A 16987-nucleotide genomic window follows, 5' to 3' on the forward strand; every position below is an offset into this window, starting at 1 on the left:
AAGTTTCTATATGGGGTAAAATCGAACTGTGAACAGTAAAAAGCCCATTAGCGCAATATGTGCTAATGGGCCATGCCGCTTTTATATCATCCAAGCATAGCAGCTTGTCGTTTGTATTGATCCTCCAGTACTAAACAAGCCATAGCCTCTACCACAGGTACGATTCTCGGACAAATACAAGGATCATGTCTGCCTTCGGTGCGTATCTCTTGCTCTTCCCCTTTAATGTTAGTCGTTTGCTGTGGCACAGAGATGGACGACGTCGGTTTTACACTGATCCGAAATACGATTTCTTGTCCGGTGCTAATCCCCCCGATGATTCCTCCGGAATGATTAGTAAGAAAGCCATCGCTATTCCTCGCGTCATTATGCTCACTACCCAGCATCGTTGCCGCTTCAAAGCCAGCTCCAAATTCTATCCCTTTAACAGCACCAATGGACAGCATAGCTTTCGCCAGTTCTGCATCCAATTTATCAAAGACCGGCTCTCCAAGACCCGGAATCACGCCACGAATACGGCATTCCACAATACCTCCACAGCTATCTCCAATCTCGGCTAACCCCTCAATCTTTTTAATCATCTTCTCAGCTGCAATAGGATCACAAGCGCGGACAGCATTTTGTTCAATCATTCCCTCATCGAAGGATTCACACTTTATGCCTCCGATTTCTTGCGTGTATGCTACTACCTGTACACCTCTTCTCTCTAACAACTTACGAGCTATTGCACCTCCAGCCACTCTTGCCGCAGTTTCTCTACCAGAAGCACGTCCGCTTCCACGATGATCCCGAATCCCGTATTTCTCTAAATAAGTAAAGTCGGCATGGCCCGGACGAAAAGCGTCCTGAATCTCGCTGTACGCTTCTGGTCTCATATCGTGGTTTTGAAGAACTACAAAAAGCGGCGTACCTGTTGTTTTTCCCTCAAATACTCCTGATTGTATGTGGACAACATCATATTCTTTACGAGGAGTAGTTACTGAAGATTGGCCCGGTTTTCTCCGATCCATCTGTTTCTGTATATACGCTTCGTTAATCTCGACACCAGGTGTTACACCATCCACTATGACACCTACCGACACACCATGTGACTCACCGAAGGTTGTAATTTTGAACACTTCACCGAATGTATTTCCTGCCATTATATATGCACTCCTTAGTTAGTATTGGACCTGTACGCCTAACGCTGACAAACGGTCAAAATAATCTGGACAGGTTTTGGAGACACAACCAGGGTCGATAATCTGAATATTCTCAATCTTCAAGCCAATTAAAGAAAGCGCCATAGCCATCCGATGATCGTCATGAGAATTTAGTAAAGCTGGGATTGGCTGACCCGGATATACCGTTAGACCATCCTCAAACTCTTCCACACGTATTCCAAGCTTACTTATTTCCTCGCATATCGCGGATATCCGATCACATTCATGATGTCTGATATGTGCGGCATCCTTTAGAGTGATTGGACCATCTGCAAAAATAGCCATAGCAGCCATGGTTAGTGTTTGATCCGACCACTTCTTCATACTCACTGTGAAGCCACCCTTAAGCCGTGGGACACCTTGTACGTCAACAAAATTCTCCCCACGAAGAACGGTACAGCCCATTAACTCCAGAACGTCTAAAAATTCGATATCAGGTTGACTTGTATGGCTTGCATTGATTCCTTCAATTCGAACACGGCCTGCCGTAAGCGCCGCAACAGCCCAAAAGTAACAGCATGTGGATACATCAGGCTCTAAAGTGATCGTATGACCGTGATACTTTCCTGTAGGAACCGTTATCGATTGACCATCCTGAGATGCTTCTGGTGTTACACCAAAGGAGGCCATCATGGCAAGGGTCATCTCGACATAATCTCTTTGCACAACTTCTCCATCTATATACACGGTCACCTGGTCCTTGGCATACGGCGCCGCGAGCAGCAATCCACTAATAAATTGACTTGAAGTGTAGCCGGGCAGCGTAGCCCTTCCTCCTTGCAGACCTTTTGCCTCCAATGTAAAAGGTAAACAGCGCTCTACTTGTTTATACTCAAATTGTGCACCAAGGGTCGTTAATGCGTCGAGTAATGGAGCGAGTGGACGCTCACAGAGTCGTTTACTTCCATTCATTGTCCAAGTACCCGTCCCTGCCGCGAGTGCAGCGGGTAAGAATCTTGCAACCGTACCTGCCGCTCCTACATATAGCTCACCAGTCGGATTCGGCCAGTTGCCGCCACATCCCTCCACAACAGCTGTCTCTCCTTCTATCATAACGGGAATCCCCAGTTTCATTAACGAATCAATACACCAGTAAGAATCATCACTTTTTAATATACCCTTTATTTCTGAACGTCCTTCAGCCAAAGCAGCGATTACCAAGGCCCGATTTGTCAGACTTTTGCTTCCTGATATGGTTATCGTCCCATAGATTTCCGCTTTCGCTGGGCTAATCTTCACTATGTGTTTATCGCTATTCGTTGACCATGGAGAACGTGCTTCTAAGTCCGGTTGATTGGATTCCATTTCATCCCCCCCTTTGAATTATTCCTCTAGCCTGATTATAATGAATGAGATGCAATAAATGAAATTGGATTTTTACCATAATGATATAGAGGTGATCTATACCACATGTTCAACTTGGAATGGTATCGTATTTTCTGGCAAACGGCACGTCATCGTAATTTAACAAAAGCTGCAACGGAACTGCATATTACACAGCCTTCTGTGAGTTACGCCATTAAACAATTGGAAGAAGCCTTAGGACTGAAGCTTTTTCACAGGCTGTCCAAAGGTGTAGAGCTTACAGAAGAAGGGCGAGCGCTATTCGAATATGTGGAGCAATCCTTTTCCATGCTGGATTCAGCACAGAAGCATCTGGAGAGCTTGAAGCAGTTAAATGAGGGAGAAATACGAATCGGAGCCAGTGATTATCTGATCAAGCATCTTTTGTTGCCGCAGTTGAACACCTTCCATAGCACATACCCAGGTATACGAATCCGTCTCTCTCACGGGAAGACGCCAGACATCACTAAGCGTTTAAAAGATGGCGAGATCGACTGCGCCTTTGTCCATATGCCTCTTCACGATCCACTGCTAAATATACAGACGCTGGCTGTGCTGGAGGATTGTTTTGTAGTAGGAGAAGCCTATCAAGAATTAGCGAGTCGTTCACTAACCATGAGAGAAGTGTCAGAGCTTCCTTTAATCCTATTTTCTCAAGGGAGCAGCACTAGAGTATTTGTTGAGCAATGGTTTGCGACTAAGGGATTATCGGTAATCCCAGATATCGAATTGGGGAGTATAGAACTGCTAGCAGAGTTCGCTAGATTAGGGTATGGGGCAGCTTTTATTAGCCGTTCTTTCGTGCAAGAGGATCTTCATAGTGGAATACTTTATGAACTGAAGCTAGACGATCCGTTGTTACCTCGCAGTATAGGCTTTGCAGTACGACGGGATCGAAAGCTGTCTGTTGCGGCTGAGCATTTCGTTCGGATGATTGGTGCGAAGTTATCAGAGGATGTTAAATTCTTTGACTAAAAAAGCAAAAAACACCGGGAATCCCGATGTTTAATTCATTCCTAAAGCTTCTTTCATTTGTGGGATCGATAAACCGTCTGCTTTCAACTCTTTGATCCAAAGAATACGTGCGACGGTTTCCTCTCTTTTATATCTGCGTGTTAAATTCTCCTCGGCCTGTTCAAAGGGAAGCATGCCTTCTTCTGTATAATGTTTAAGTGTACTATAACGAGCATTTGTGATTTTGACCAATTCACCTATAGAGACATACTCTGAAGCCAAAATATTCTCCATAGAACGTTGTCTAGACATGGATAACCAACTCCTTTACAGCGGGCGCTTCGGAACAAGACGCACACCTTGAATTGGCACTTTCATCATAACAAAATGCGGGATCGCATCGTATAACAAATTATCAATTTTAAGGGTCGCAATTGATCCTCTCTCTATCACCTTAATTTCATGTCCACACGACATTAATCTTGTAATCACTGCGTCTAGTCTTTGACTAGAATTATCAAACCAAGAATCTGTTTCTATAAAGACAGCTTGTGATCGCTCAAGGGCTGGGAAAATAAAATTAATACTACCACCGACATCCGTCTTCACAAACTTTGTCTTCAATTCTAGAAACCGTTTGATCCCTAACTCAATTCCATGATGAATTTGGATTGGAAATAATGTTTTTGCCCATAAGTTACTTTGATATAGATCATGAAATCTGATATTTACCTTTTCAAGTTCGTTCTTCGAGAAGTAATCATGCATACATCCACATTCACGAAGTAGCCACAGCATACAAATAACTTCATCTGTTACTGATCCCTCTTCCAAAATCTCTGCCCGTATATTCTCTGTAATGCTTGTGTACGCCTCCATTTTACTGCGATATGCTTTAATTTCAACTTCAGCAGAATCAAAATACATGTCGCTCCCTAACAGGCTTGGGATTTCTTCAAGTAAATTCATTGACTTAAGATAATCTGTAATCGCCGTTTCGAATTTTTTTAACTGATGGTTAGACTTTGTCGAAGCCTTTTTTAACCACCAATTTAAGTCACCCTCCGTAACAGCGCTATTGTGAAGTAAGGGTTGTAGAACCGTTTCTCTATAAAGTGTTGAATGAGATGGATCAAGTTTTGCTTTAGGCAAAGTGATCTTGTTCTCATATTGTGATAAACATCCCTCTAAGTAAAGCTCCAATACAACCGCCGCGGCCATGCAGCGTAAAGATACTTTCTTAACAGTAGTCATATGAAGACTTCTCTGTCCATTAAGCGCGAGCAATGCAAAACTTGGTGCTAATTTTAAATCCATCATAACCATCCACCCCTATCCATAAATTCGTATTTACTGGATGATATTTATTCCGTATGGTGAGCGTTTTGATTTACTTACTACTTACTACTTATCACTTACTACTTACAACATACCACTTTTACATTAATTGTCAAGGGCTCTTAGAAGGTGTCATTATATCCATTCATGCAAAAAAAACCAGATCATTAAGCAATTCCGTACATTGCTTAATGATCTGGTTTTTGATTTATTCAAGAAATCATAAGTGTATTTATGATTACCCTTAAACAAAAACATACTCCCCGGCACCAATCTGAATCGTCTTCCCCTTTAGAACTAACGAATCCGTCTCAAAAACCACCTGTTTGAACTGGTTATCATTCCCTTGCACGAAAGCTAACGACTTATCGTCAATCTTAAGGCTGAAACTATCGTCCTCTGACTCTGTTACAGGTAGTCCGAACAACGTTCCCCAATGTTTAGCGGTAGCTGCAGGATCGGAGACATGGAATACAGCACGCACGATTTCGACAGGTCCAGCAGGATGAGGCTGTATGACTCCAGACGAAAATAATCTCTCTAACCTCTCTGCATCTGTTCCGCTCCATTGAATGATGAACGGATAGACTAGTCCTTGAAAGTCACCACCGATAGTCATCATGCGCCACTCGATTAATCTTCCCTCGTTATCCAGACGTTTCCCATCAATAATTGGAGATAGTGATAAACCCGCTGCCTTAAGGGAAGCCGCTACTTCTTCAATATCATCCGTCCGGATGACTACTCTGCTTAAGACCTCATGCTCCGGGAGAAGTTTTACCGCGTCTTTCACCACTAGATTATGTTCAGTTGCCTCTGCTAGCTCAAGATTCTCAATGCCTAGAAATTCGAGATAGGTTAGCCCGAAATAACTTAATGTGTTATAGGTTCCCCAATCTTTATGAGAACCTCCTTTAAAAGCAATCAAACCATGTTCTGCAAAGATTTCAACCGGTTTAGCCAGATCATTGACGTAATGTACCAAATGATCCCATTTCACCGTTGCCATGATTACTTCACTCCCAGCTCAGTAGTGCGCTTCACAGCTGCCAGAACACTTCTTTGCAGACCTGCTGCGAAATCACTGTTATTTAATTCGTACAAGCCATGCATCCCAACTCCGCCAGGTGAATTATTAATATCAAGCAGCTGTCTTGGATGCAGCCCTGTCTGCTGCAGCATAGCTACAGATCCCATCATATTCTCAAGTGCAACACTCCAGGCTTGCTCACGCGGCAATCCGGCAAGCACACCTGCATCTACAAAAGATTCAATGAAAAAATAAATATAGTTGGGGCCAGCCACACCAAATCCAGTGAAAATATCCATGAATGCCTCATCCAGATATTGTACCTTACCAAATCCGAGTAAGAAAGGCTCCACTTGATCACGGCTAGCGTAAGCATTTAACGCTACACCGCTGTATCCGTATCCTGTATCCGTCAAAGTATTTGGAATGACACGGATAATGGACCGCTCAGCTCCAAAATAACCCGCTAATTGGACATTCGTCACACCTGCCACAATCGATACGATGACTGCGGTAGGTGAAGCGAATTGTTGTACGATTTGTCCAAGTGTAGTCAAATCATCTTGTGGTCGCACCGCAACCACAATCAGATCTGCAGAAGATAGGCCTTGCTCCTGTGAGCTCTTCGTATCTATTCCGTATTTGGTACTCAAAAACTGAAGACGGGCTTCGTTAATGTCAGATACACTAATTTGATCTATAGACAGGGTGTTGTTGGAAATAGATGCGCGAATGATCGCTTCTGCCATCTGTCCTCCACCAATAAAATGAATCTTTTCTTGTGTCACTTACATTCACTTCCTTAATTAATTGTTGTCCCATGCTTCAGGCAGAATGAAACCATTATATTTCTCTATTCCATGAATATATTCTTCAAACTCTTTAGATTCATAAGCGGCTTTCAAGTCCTTGGCCCACTGCGCATTTTCATCCTTTTTATTAACGGATACGATAATTCTGTGTTCCATAGGTGTATTCTCGATCTTCAAAGCATCTGTAATTTTCCTGTCCGAATTAGCAATATAATTGCCGTTTACAACGCCATAATCCACATCTTGCAGTGAAACTAAGATTTGAGCAGGGTCCAATATTTTAATATCAATATTATATTTGTCCGGCTCCATGCTGTTGATGTTAAAATCAGCTACACCCGCGCCGTCTTTAATTTTGATCCAACCCAATTCCTCCAGAATACGCAGTGCACGCTCTTGGTTCACCGGATCATTCGGAACAGCTACGGTTGTTCCATCTTTAACATCGTCAAGTGTAGTATGATTTACGGAGTAAAGACCTTGTGGTGCACCAGGCGCATAGGAAATTCCTACCATGTCAGCTTTGATTTCTTTGTTGATTGCCTCCATATAGGCTGTGCTTTGGAAGATACTTGCGTCAATGGAGCCTTCCTTCATGGCAGGATTGACCTGCATGTTTTGTGAAAAGGACTTAATTTCAACGCTATAGCCTTGTTTCTCTAGGATCGGCAGAATCGATTGGCGGAACTGCTCCTCATAGGTTCCTACACCAAATCCAATGACAAGCTTCTTCTTATCACCTGAATTATCGGATTGACTATTCCCGCATGCTGTCAACACCGCTAGAACCCCGATCATCAACACTAACATTAACTTTTTCATAACTTCATCTCCTATTCAAATACAGATTGTTTTAATTGATCTAATGCTTCATCCGTCACATTTAGTGGAATGGCGCAATTTGGCGAGAGGATAAATGGCTGGTCTTTCATGAATGTAAGTGCTTCTTTAGCCTGCTGCTTGATTTGTGCAATGTCGTTTACAGCGAACAACCCATGATCGACGCCACCTACTTTAGTAGCTTTGAGATTCGCCTCTAAACCAGGGTTCCCCTCGGCTACAGTATCCCAGCTGATCCCATCAATTCGATAATCATTGAATTTCTCTGGCTGGGCATAGGCCCCACAAGTATGAAGAATGTTTTTGCCGTAGCTTGCAGCTTCTAAGACAATAGAGTCATAAGGTCTGGAGAACTCGTCAAACATGGCTTCATCAAATAATCCTGGGTGAGCGGTGCCCGTCACAGCGTAGAACAAACCGTCAGAACCTGCTTGCTGCAGCTCTTGTACATAATCGGCTAAGGTTAATGAAATCGTATGTAATGCATGGTGCGCTGCCGCTCGGTGTTCCTTAAATAAGGATTCCAAAGTTACCGGGTGCTCAATGCCAAACACTGTTTTTGTAACATAAGCAGAACGGCCAACAATAAATAGCAATACTGTCAATGGAGAGAATACCGTTTGGATTAGTGGGGTATCAGGCAAACCTAAACGTATTTTTCTAACCGCATCTAAATGTTCTACCAAGGAAGCTGTGTGAATTGCCTTTTTGACTTCGAGGTCCCATAGATTAGCCGCTGTTGGAATTGCTGTTGTTTGCTGCCTTGGAAATACAGTCTGATAGTCCGAGAAATCATATTGATTCCCCCAAGCTTCCGCCAAATAAGTTGCTCTAGGATTGATCTTGACCCAGTCCCAATCATATTGTTTTGTAAAAGAAATCGTAGTTTGCGCTAAATCATCTGCCATTTGTTCTTTGTCGATAAAATGCCGCCAACCACTTACAATTGGGCGATCTGCCTTTTCTCCAGATAATATCGCTTTAAATCGTTCTTGCTTGCTCCATTCACTCATCTGCCAAACTCCCTCCTGGAATATGTAATGACTAATAACGGCGAATTTTTCTTGCTAGGGTGTTGCCTAAAGATTGAATGCCTTGTACTAAAATAATGAGAATAACCACTGTGGCTACGACGACAACCGTATCAAAACGTTGGTATCCATATACAATCGCCAAGTCTCCGACCCCGCCGCCCCCTACCGTTCCAGCCATTGCAGTTGCACCGATCAACCCGATCGTCGCTGTGGTCAAAGACAAAATTAATGATCCAACCGCTTCTGGCAACAAAAAGTACCATATCACTTGAAACGGTGTAGCTCCCATTGCCTCAGCGGCTTCAAGTATTCCCGGGTTTACTTCAAGCAAGGAGTTCTCTACTAAACGTCCGATATAAGGTGCGATGTAGATAATTAAGGGTACGATCGCTGCGCTTGTCCCAATCGAAGTATGAACAATCAAACGAGTGAAGGGTACAATTGCCACAAGTAAAATAATAAAAGGCAGAGAGCGTATAATGTTGATGATCGGATTCAGTATGGCGTACAGCGCTTTGTTCTCCAAAACCCCGCCTGGACGAGTGATTACAAGCAATATCCCAAAGGGTATCCCTATCAAAGAACCCACAAACAAGGAGACGCCAACCATCTGAATGGTTTCCATAATCGCCTGCAGAAATTGATCACTTGTTAATGTGGTCGAAAACATTTGATTCTACCTCCTCTACACCGACTCCATGACGTTTTAAGAAAGATAACGCATTGTGAATTTCCGCTGGATCTCCATTACATTGAATAATCACTGTTCCCAATGTCGTTTCCTGAATCTCCGTCGTATTCGCAAATAAAATATTGACCCTCATATCGAAGGAGCGAATCATCTCGAACAGGATTGGCTCAGAGGCGCTTTCTCCAACAAAATTCAGTTTATAGATTACACTTCCAGGCTCTGTTTTGATGGATTTTTGCACGCTTGGTGTAATGCTATTTTGAATAACCGTCTTCACAAAATTTTGTGTCGTCATATGCTTGGGACTACCGAATACATCTAGGACGCTTCCTTGCTCAATAATCCGTCCTTCTTCCATAACCGCCACTTTGTTGCAAACCTCTTGAATGACAGACATTTCATGTGTAATGATCATCACTGTAATGTTGTACTCCGCATTGATTTTTTTTAATAGCTGTAAAATAGAATGTGTTGTCTGTGGATCTAAGGCAGAAGTCGCTTCATCACATAATAGGATGGAGGGATTCGAGGCAAGCGCTCTGGCAATTCCGACACGCTGCTTCTGTCCACCTGACAATTCACTAGGATAGCTCCCCGCTTTGTCACTTAATCCAACAAACTCTAGCAACTCTTGTACACGCTGGCGGATTTCATTCTTATTCTTTTTTAAGAGAACTAGAGGAATTGCTACATTATCAAATACTTTTTTAGATTCTAATAAATTAAAATGTTGAAAAATCATGCCGATATTCTTCTTAGCCGCTCTTAACTCTTTATCGTTATAGGTTCCTAAATCACGCCCAGCAACGAAAACCTGACCTTCTGTAGGTCTTTCCAAATAATTGACTAAACGAATTAATGTACTTTTCCCCGCACCACTATAGCCGATAACTCCAAAGATATCGCCTTTATCGACCTTTAAATCGATCCCTTTAAGAGCATCAATCGTGATCCCTTTCCGAGTGAACGTTTTGGAAACCTGCTTTAGTTCAATCATATATATTCCTCTCAATCATCTTTAGGATTTAGGTCTAGGAGATTAATTAAGCTTTGACTTGTAGCTTCACCAGCGCTTGTTCTGCCAATAAAGCGAAGTACTTCGCAGCGGGTAACATCGCAGCCTCATCCACATCGAACCGAGGGTGATGCAAAGCATAGGCTGGGCCTGACCCTATATTTACAAAAGCACCCGGGATCTGTTGTAAATAAAAAGAGAAATCTTCTCCGCCCATTTGCGGAGGGATATCATGTACTATATATCCGGCATCTGAAGCGACCTCTTTGGTAAAGTCAGCCCATTCGCCATGATTTATCGTTGCTGGTGGTCCTGGATACCAATGCAGCTTAGCCTCTGCCCCAGCAGCTGCAGCAATTCCTTCGATGATGCGGTTCATTTGGATTGGAATCTGGTGACGAATCTCTTCATTGTAAGTTCGCACAGTACCTTCTAATTCCACTTTTTCTGGTAAAACATTCCATGTAAAGCCCCCATTAATTCTGGTGACACTTAACACCACCGGTTCTGTGGTACTGTTTTGGCGGCTTACGATAGTTTGCAGCGAAGTAATGATTTGAGCCGCAGTTACAATGCTATCCACACCTTTTTCCGGAGTAGCCGCATGAGCACCGACACCTTTTATCGTAATTTCAAACCGATCAACACCTGCTGTTAAAGCTCCTGTTCTTGTTCCAAAAGCTCCTGTAGGCAGGTCTGGTGAATTATGTAGACCAAATATAGCGTCTACACCCTTGAGTCCGCCTGATGCTAAGACGCTCTCTGCCCCATGCCCTGTTTCTTCTGCTGGTTGGAACAATACTCTAACCTTGCCAGGCAATTCACTTTCACGTGCCTTTAACAATAGGGCAGCTCCTAGAATCGTAGCCGTGTGAAAATCGTGCCCACAAGCGTGCATTTTTCCAGAAATCTCAGAAGCAAAAGGTAATCCAGTCTGTTCCTCTATCGGAAGTGCATCAATATCACAGCGAATGGCTACAACAGGTCCGTTACCTTGCCCGATCTCCGCAATAAGTCCCGTTTGTAAAGGGAGGTCTAGAATATGAATATTGGCATGTGTCAGCCATTCTCGTAATTTCTCTGTGGTCTTAAACTCTTCATAAGCTAATTCAGGCTCTCTATGCAGGTTTCTTCGAACATCAATTAATTGATTCTCTAAGGCTTGGTCAACCTCATTCAGTATATTCATCAGTAAAGTGCTCCCCTTTCTTTACGCTTCCAGCTTGTCTTCAATGCCTTTAATCCGGTCAAGTGCAGTAGCTAGACTGCTTAAAATATGATCTCGCATTGCTTTTTCAGCGCCTTCTTCATTGTGGTCAGCGATCATTTGCAAGATAAGATCATGTTCTTCATCCGCCTGTGTATTCCAATCTCCATGCATGGAAACGAATCGACAATAGCGAAGGGAATGATCTCTTAATTGATTCAGAACTTTCTCGAATGTTTTTAGTTCACTGATTTCTGATAAATAATCATGGAACTCAAATCCATAGGTTACAAAATTCTGATTGTCGCCAAGTTGGAAGGAGTGCTTCATTTTTGTAATCATCGTCGTTAAATTAACAATATCCTTCTCTGTTGCATGCTTAGCTGCATTTCTTGCGATATAGCCTTCAAGCATGCTGCGAATTTGGAATATTTCTTCAACCTCTTTGAGTGTTACAGAAGCTACCCGCAGTCTTCCATTTGGCTGTCGAATGAGAAAATCCTCGTTCTCCAATCTCTGTATGGCCTCTCTTAGTGGAGTACGACTAACGCCTAGCAACGCCGCCAAATTTTCTTCATGCACAGGTTGATTCGGCTCTAATTCACTATCAATAATTTTTTGCTTTAATGCATCATAGGTATTATCCTTTGACAACCTCCGTGATCGTATCGCCATATCTATGTAGCTCCTCATCGATAATCTGTCGGGCAAAAACCTCAACAATATATTTGTATAATTGTATACAATTATTAGTTTTGACCTAGTTCATAAATACAATCTCTTCCATAAGATTCAAGCTTTTTTATACTATATTCCAATTATTCCACCTAGTCAAGTAGGAATTAAAATCAGCATTACTTCTTTTTTCCAACACAAAAAATCCCACAATTACTGTGGGGAGGCTGCTGAGGAAAAGGCGAATTTCCATTCAACAATGAATGAGAATTCGCCTTCTTTGCTTCAATTTTACTTTTCCCAATGCCATTTCCCACTAAAATTAACCATGATTGATTAGATGGGCAATTTCCTTCACTCTCTCAATAGAAATTCCTTCTCGTTGTTCAACTGCAAGTGGATGATCCGTTTGTTCTAATTCGATTAATGGAACAGCACCAACTTCCTGTGTATGTACCCTTGTCTTTAAAGACAAGGTTGTTAATGGATATATTGAAAGCTCGGTCGATAACCAACCAAAATAAGGCTCTTCCTCTTCTCTTCCTTCAACAAGTAATAATTCATTAGATTTCAAGAAGTTCTCTGCGCTCAGGGATGCCCAAACACTCCAAATAAACTTCTCACGACTATCAATGATCGGTATTTCGATATGTCCTCTAATAAAGAAATGTTGTTCATCAATGACACAAAAATCATCTGTTAGTTCTGTTCTTTTCTCTTCTGGCACCGTGTAAAAATATTGTGGTGCTTCAATTCCATAACATAGTGGGAGTTCATTCAATTCGTTGTTGCAGTGAGGACATTTCATGTTTCTGCTCCTTAGTCTAATCTGTTCCTAGCTATTGTCGCTTTATTATACTATTAAATTAACACTACAAGCTCAAAAAAATCAGGCCGCATGACAAGCGCCCTGATCTAAAAAAACGCTTTTTCAATCTTACCGCTTCCCAGTAATTGAAGCTAACACTTCGTCCATGACTTCTCCCTCAGCAATCGGTCCAGAAGACATCCACGTTCTGGCCGATACATTAAACACCTGATTGTACTTAGCCGCCGGCATCGATTGCCATACCTGAAGGTTCTCCAGACCTGTGGATGCTTCTTTTTCTTTGGATAAAGCTTTCTCCGTATCGATTGACCCTCCATAGATGGCAAAGACGTAATCCGCTTTGATCGATGGTAATTTCTCCAGTGAGGTATTTATGCCCCAATCGTCCGGCGATTCCTTCTGGAATTCAGCAATGCTGTCATCCGGTTTCAAGCCCAGCTTATCGTAAATCAATGGTGCAAAGCTTGGGAAAAACACCTGTAAATCCTTTTCAGACGGACGCATAAATACAACCGTTTTATCGGGACCTACCGCTGAGACAATCGCTTCCTTGGTTGTTTTCAGTTTGCCGTTGTAATCATCAACAACCTTTTGCGCTTTATCCTGTAGGCCCAATACTTTACCCAGCTCGGTGATCGTCGAGACCCAATTATCTGGGGTATAAGCAATCGTCGGAGCGATTTTATTCAACTCCGCATATCCGTTCTCATCCGTGAAGTATTTTTGGAGTATAATCAAATCCGGCTGAGCTGCTAGAATTGCTTCCAGATTTGGATTGGTATCCGCACTGCCGGATAACATAATGTTCTTCTTTTTTAATTGGTCTTCGAGGTAATATCCATCGAATCCATAAGCGTAAACAAGTGGTGCTTCAAGCGACAGCAGAACATCTTCCAGCCCGATTACAACAATGCGCTTCGGATGCAAGGGTACCTTTGTCTCCCCATAGGCATCTATGACCGTTTGCGTCTCGTTTTCTTCTGCTGGCACAGCCGCCGACGAATTAACTGCAGATCCTGGACTAGTCGAAGGCGCAGCAGTTGGTGCTGCATTCGCCCCTCCATTTGAACCGTTGCTATTTCCACAAGCACTAACGATCAGCAAAAGCAGCAGCAGGGCCATTCCCCCTGTAATTTTTTTAAAGCTTCTTGAACCCCTTTTTAAATTCCAGCCAATAAATTCGGCTTTTTGTAGTTGAAACATGACTTCCTCCTTGAGTTACCGATATTGAGAATCATTATCATAGATTATTATAATAATAATCCCTCAATTAGAGAATAGGAGATGATGCCATCTTTTGTGCCTTAGAGGACACGAAATAACAAATTTAATTCCTGAAGTAATTGTTCATGTCGATTGGCTGTGTATTCCAAAATCGGCTCTTGAAGCCATTTGTGCCCAGAGGTAAGATACACATTACCGTTCTGAACAGCCTTCAGTTTAATCCACGGCTCCGTTCGTTGCAGCCGCTCCCATTCTGTTTGGGACTGGTGGTCTTTCGTAACGCTAATCAAGATGATATCTGCATCAAATGTCATCAGACGCTCAGCCTCCACATATTCTGTGAATTCAATATGCTCAACGCCTTGCGCGTATTGAAATTGCAGATCATCATACAGCACCGTACCGGCTCGTCTCCCCCAGAGCTGAATTCCGCGGTGCGAAATATTGAAGATTAACATCTTGCCTTTCCGGAAACAGCCGGAGACATTTCTGCGAACGGCTTCCACCTGCTCATCATAACGGGAAAGCCAGCTTTCCCCCTCCTTCTCCCGGTCAAGGAAACCAGCAACGCTTTGCAAATGACTTCGCCAATCTTCTCGGTGCCACCCTAAGAACAACGAAGGGGCAATCTTCCGCAACCTCTCCTTCTCTTCTTCCGGAATCATTTCATCCAACGCGATAATCTTATCCGGGCGAGCCTGCTGAAGCGCCAGCCGATTGAAGTCGTAGTCATGGCTCAGTGGTACTTTTATATCGTAGCGGTATTTCCGCCTGTAATCATCTGTCCAATTCTGATCTATTGGAGCGGCGTATGGTATCATCCGCAGCGTTAGTAAATGCCCAATATTGGGCCAACTGTAAGCAGCGATCTTAGTTTTGCGGTTCTTAATATAGATTCGCGGAGGAATGCCGACCTGTTTCTTGAACTGGCTGCTGAAATACATCGGGTCCTTATAGCCGACCGCCTCAGCCACAGTGGCTAACGGGCAACCCGCTTCCAGCAATCTTTTAGCCTCGTTTGTACGAAGCTCTGTCAAGTAGTCTATCGCGCTTTGACCAAACCTTTCCTTAAACATCCTCATAAAATAGTATCGGCTCATCCCGACCATCTCGGCCAAGCTTTCGATAGTAACTGTATCGCGGTAATGTTGATCCATATGTAATCTTGTTCTCTCTAGTGCGCCTTCATTAGAACTGCGCCTTTTAAGCAGTAGGTGCAAAAGCTCTTGGAAACCAGACTGGCTGGCTAACCGATCTGCTGGATCACCTGTATTCCAGTGAATAACAATCTTCTCACACAGCGTCTCCACAACAGTGTCAGCTACAGCTTTCAAGCTTCTTCGATTGGCTATCCATCGCTCGGTCAGCGTACAATCTGCATCAGTGCCGATGAGGTCAAATTGAATATTGTATAACAGCCGGTCGCCAAACGAATCGAACGACACCTCAACACGCTGACCGGGAAGAATGAAATAGACCGTCTGAGAATCAAATGGATACAGATGGCCGTCAATGACAATATGACCTGACGGACCGGCAGTGGCAATGAGCGCATGGGCAGGAGCCGTCGTATACAACAGACGATTGTAGCTGCTGCCTTCTGTATCCCGGAAGCAGTCCCGGATACGGAACCATACACGTCCTAGCGGATTATCTTCTTCCAGCCTGCCAATGTTGTCTGAAAATTGGTCCATTTTGCATCTCCCTGGCTTTTGGCTTCTATATGAAAAAGCATTATAGTATAGTGAAAATTTTAATAGATAATGATTATCATTGTCAAACATAAGCGGCTTATCCATTATACAAAATCTTGCATATTCATAATCTACCAGAGTTCTTTAAACTTCTATGCGTTCATAGTCTTCGAAAAAAAGAGATTGCCTAAGCTCACCCATATGAGATATAGTGTTTTGATTATTGCATAATGTAAGGATGGTAACGATGGTAAAGAAACTAACTCATGATTTATTTTACTTAGTGCTTGGAGCATTCCTGTTTGCCTTAGCAGTCAACGTATTTGTAATTCCTAATGAACTTGGTGAGGGTGGAGTTACAGGGGTTTCCATTATTTTTTATTATTTATTTCAATGGTCTCCCAGTCTAGTCAACTTAATAGTGAATGCTTTATTGCTGATTTTTGGATATCGATTCCTGGATAAGAAGATGATTATTTATACAATTATTGCCGTATTGCTTAATTCCGTATTTTTACACCTTACCCACAATTGGAATATTCAATCTGATGAAATGATTGTAAATGCGATATTCGGAGGCATACTTGTCGGAACAGGCATTGGGCTGATCATCCGGGTTGGCGGCAGTACCGCAGGTACAACCATTCTCGCCAAGATAGCCAATAAATATCTCCATTGGAATATCAGCTACGCGCTCCTATTTTTTGATTTGATTGTTGTATTCTCTTCGTTCTTCATTATCGGGACTGAGAAGCTTATGTTAACCATCATTATGCTCTATGTCGGTACTAAAGTGATGGACTTTATTATTGAAGGACTGAACCCTAAAAAAGCAGTCACTATTATCTCCATGCAGCAGGACAAAATCGCCGAACAGGTCAACTTGATCATGGACAGAGGTGTGACCGTTCTGCAAGGAAAAGGTTACTACAGCCAAAAGCCCAAAGAAGTGCTCTACATTGTCATTAGCAAACAGGAAGTGTCCACCCTTAAGAAAATCGTTGAAAATGCGGATAAGGACGCCTTCCTCACCATTCATGATGTTAGAGATGTGTTTGGAGAAGGTTTTGTAGAGTTATCAAAGTAAGCATAGCGGAT

At 42.8% G+C, this 16987-nt stretch carries 17 protein-coding genes; 2 read left to right on the forward strand and 15 right to left on the reverse strand.

Going from position 1 to position 16987, the window contains the following annotated elements:
- Nucleotides 1-86: 86 nt before the first annotated feature.
- Together aroC and aroA are read right to left on the reverse strand one after the other, a co-directional pair.
- Nucleotides 87-1142 (reverse strand): chorismate synthase, encoded by a 1056-nt coding sequence (gene aroC, locus MHB64_RS19480; protein WP_094869562.1) that lies wholly within the window; start codon nt 1140-1142, stop codon nt 87-89.
- Nucleotides 1143-1160: 18 nt separating this feature from the next.
- On the reverse strand, nt 1161-2507 hold the full coding sequence (aroA, locus tag MHB64_RS19485; protein ID WP_341135176.1) for a 3-phosphoshikimate 1-carboxyvinyltransferase: 1347 nt from the start codon (nt 2505-2507) through the stop codon (nt 1161-1163).
- 105 nt (nt 2508-2612) lie between these two features.
- On the opposite strand from aroA, the gene MHB64_RS19490 reads away from it, so the two are divergent.
- Complete coding sequence (locus MHB64_RS19490; protein ID WP_280786426.1) at nt 2613-3521, forward strand: LysR family transcriptional regulator; 909 nt, start codon at nt 2613-2615, stop codon at nt 3519-3521.
- A 30-nt stretch (nt 3522-3551) separates the two neighbouring features.
- On the opposite strand, the gene MHB64_RS19495 is transcribed toward MHB64_RS19490, so the two are convergent.
- The 13 genes from MHB64_RS19495 to MHB64_RS19555 all read right to left on the reverse strand — a co-directional run bounded on the left by MHB64_RS19495 (nt 3552) and on the right by MHB64_RS19555 (nt 15889).
- Entirely contained in the window at nt 3552-3812 is a 261-nt protein-coding gene (locus MHB64_RS19495) for a helix-turn-helix domain-containing protein (RefSeq protein ID WP_341135177.1), read from the reverse strand.
- Nucleotides 3813-3827: 15 nt separating this feature from the next.
- Entirely contained in the window at nt 3828-4820 is a 993-nt protein-coding gene (locus tag MHB64_RS19500; protein WP_341135178.1) for a hypothetical protein, read from the reverse strand.
- A gap of 262 nt (nt 4821-5082) precedes the next feature.
- Nucleotides 5083-5847 carry a VOC family protein gene (locus tag MHB64_RS19505; protein WP_094869557.1) on the reverse strand — a complete coding sequence of 255 codons (765 nt, stop codon included), beginning with the start codon at nt 5845-5847 and terminating at the stop codon, nt 5083-5085.
- Between the two features lie 2 nt (nt 5848-5849).
- On the reverse strand, nt 5850-6656 hold the full coding sequence (locus MHB64_RS19510) for a pyrroline-5-carboxylate reductase family protein (protein WP_094869556.1): 807 nt from the start codon (nt 6654-6656) through the stop codon (nt 5850-5852).
- An 18-nt stretch (nt 6657-6674) separates the two neighbouring features.
- Nucleotides 6675-7502 (reverse strand): MetQ/NlpA family ABC transporter substrate-binding protein, encoded by an 828-nt coding sequence (locus MHB64_RS19515; RefSeq protein WP_341135179.1) that lies wholly within the window; start codon nt 7500-7502, stop codon nt 6675-6677.
- A gap of 11 nt (nt 7503-7513) precedes the next feature.
- On the reverse strand, nt 7514-8533 hold the full coding sequence (locus MHB64_RS19520) for a uroporphyrinogen decarboxylase family protein (protein WP_094869554.1): 1020 nt from the start codon (nt 8531-8533) through the stop codon (nt 7514-7516).
- A gap of 31 nt (nt 8534-8564) precedes the next feature.
- Nucleotides 8565-9224, reverse strand: a complete 660-nt coding sequence (locus MHB64_RS19525; RefSeq protein ID WP_280786430.1) for a methionine ABC transporter permease — start codon at nt 9222-9224, stop codon at nt 8565-8567.
- Nucleotides 9199-10242, reverse strand: coding sequence for a methionine ABC transporter ATP-binding protein (locus tag MHB64_RS19530; protein WP_341135180.1), 1044 nt, complete (start codon nt 10240-10242; stop codon nt 9199-9201). The genes MHB64_RS19525 and MHB64_RS19530 overlap by 26 nt, the downstream gene beginning before the upstream one ends.
- 46 nt (nt 10243-10288) lie before the next feature.
- The gene (locus MHB64_RS19535; RefSeq protein WP_373455876.1) at nt 10289-11440 is read right to left on the reverse strand and encodes an amidohydrolase; all 1152 of its coding nucleotides are present in this window, start codon (nt 11438-11440) and stop codon (nt 10289-10291) included.
- Nucleotides 11441-11470: 30 nt separating this feature from the next.
- Nucleotides 11471-12142 (reverse strand): GntR family transcriptional regulator, encoded by a 672-nt coding sequence (locus MHB64_RS19540; protein ID WP_341135181.1) that lies wholly within the window; start codon nt 12140-12142, stop codon nt 11471-11473.
- Between the two features lie 322 nt (nt 12143-12464).
- Complete coding sequence (locus MHB64_RS19545) at nt 12465-12950, reverse strand: DUF2199 domain-containing protein (protein WP_341135182.1); 486 nt, start codon at nt 12948-12950, stop codon at nt 12465-12467.
- Nucleotides 12951-13079: 129 nt separating this feature from the next.
- Entirely contained in the window at nt 13080-14174 is a 1095-nt protein-coding gene (locus MHB64_RS19550) for an ABC transporter substrate-binding protein (protein WP_341135183.1), read from the reverse strand.
- Between the two features lie 101 nt (nt 14175-14275).
- Nucleotides 14276-15889, reverse strand: a complete 1614-nt coding sequence (locus MHB64_RS19555; protein WP_341135184.1) for a helix-turn-helix domain-containing protein — start codon at nt 15887-15889, stop codon at nt 14276-14278.
- Nucleotides 15890-16136: 247 nt separating this feature from the next.
- Here MHB64_RS19555 and MHB64_RS19560 point away from each other — a divergent pair, with 247 nt between their 5' ends.
- Nucleotides 16137-16976, forward strand: coding sequence for a YitT family protein (locus MHB64_RS19560; protein ID WP_094869546.1), 840 nt, complete (start codon nt 16137-16139; stop codon nt 16974-16976).
- The last annotated feature ends 11 nt before the right edge of the window (nt 16977-16987 follow it).

Origin of the sequence: Paenibacillus sp. FSL K6-2859, assembly GCF_038008265.1 — a bacterium.
GTDB lineage: Bacteria > Bacillota > Bacilli > Paenibacillales > Paenibacillaceae > Paenibacillus_AQ > Paenibacillus_AQ nitricinens.

Bases quoted from the DNA above. Each gene is read 5' to 3' on its own strand.
- aroC (WP_094869562.1), bottom strand. From the start codon at position 1,142: ATGGCAGGAAATACATTCGGTGAAGTGTTCAAAATTACAACCTTCGGT.
- aroA (WP_341135176.1), bottom strand. From the start codon at position 2,507: ATGGAATCCAATCAACCGGACTTAGAAGCACGTTCTCCATGGTCAACG.
- MHB64_RS19490 (WP_280786426.1), top strand. From the start codon at position 2,613: ATGTTCAACTTGGAATGGTATCGTATTTTCTGGCAAACGGCACGTCAT.
- MHB64_RS19495 (WP_341135177.1), bottom strand. From the start codon at position 3,812: ATGTCTAGACAACGTTCTATGGAGAATATTTTGGCTTCAGAGTATGTC.
- MHB64_RS19500 (WP_341135178.1), bottom strand. From the start codon at position 4,820: ATGATGGATTTAAAATTAGCACCAAGTTTTGCATTGCTCGCGCTTAAT.
- MHB64_RS19505 (WP_094869557.1), bottom strand. From the start codon at position 5,847: ATGGCAACGGTGAAATGGGATCATTTGGTACATTACGTCAATGATCTG.
- MHB64_RS19515 (WP_341135179.1), bottom strand. From the start codon at position 7,502: ATGAAAAAGTTAATGTTAGTGTTGATGATCGGGGTTCTAGCGGTGTTG.
- MHB64_RS19520 (WP_094869554.1), bottom strand. From the start codon at position 8,533: ATGAGTGAATGGAGCAAGCAAGAACGATTTAAAGCGATATTATCTGGA.
- MHB64_RS19525 (WP_280786430.1), bottom strand. From the start codon at position 9,224: ATGTTTTCGACCACATTAACAAGTGATCAATTTCTGCAGGCGATTATG.
- MHB64_RS19530 (WP_341135180.1), bottom strand. From the start codon at position 10,242: ATGATTGAACTAAAGCAGGTTTCCAAAACGTTCACTCGGAAAGGGATC.
- MHB64_RS19540 (WP_341135181.1), bottom strand. From the start codon at position 12,142: ATGGCGATACGATCACGGAGGTTGTCAAAGGATAATACCTATGATGCA.
- MHB64_RS19545 (WP_341135182.1), bottom strand. From the start codon at position 12,950: ATGAAATGTCCTCACTGCAACAACGAATTGAATGAACTCCCACTATGT.
- MHB64_RS19550 (WP_341135183.1), bottom strand. From the start codon at position 14,174: ATGTTTCAACTACAAAAAGCCGAATTTATTGGCTGGAATTTAAAAAGG.
- MHB64_RS19555 (WP_341135184.1), bottom strand. From the start codon at position 15,889: ATGGACCAATTTTCAGACAACATTGGCAGGCTGGAAGAAGATAATCCG.
- MHB64_RS19560 (WP_094869546.1), top strand. From the start codon at position 16,137: ATGGTAAAGAAACTAACTCATGATTTATTTTACTTAGTGCTTGGAGCA.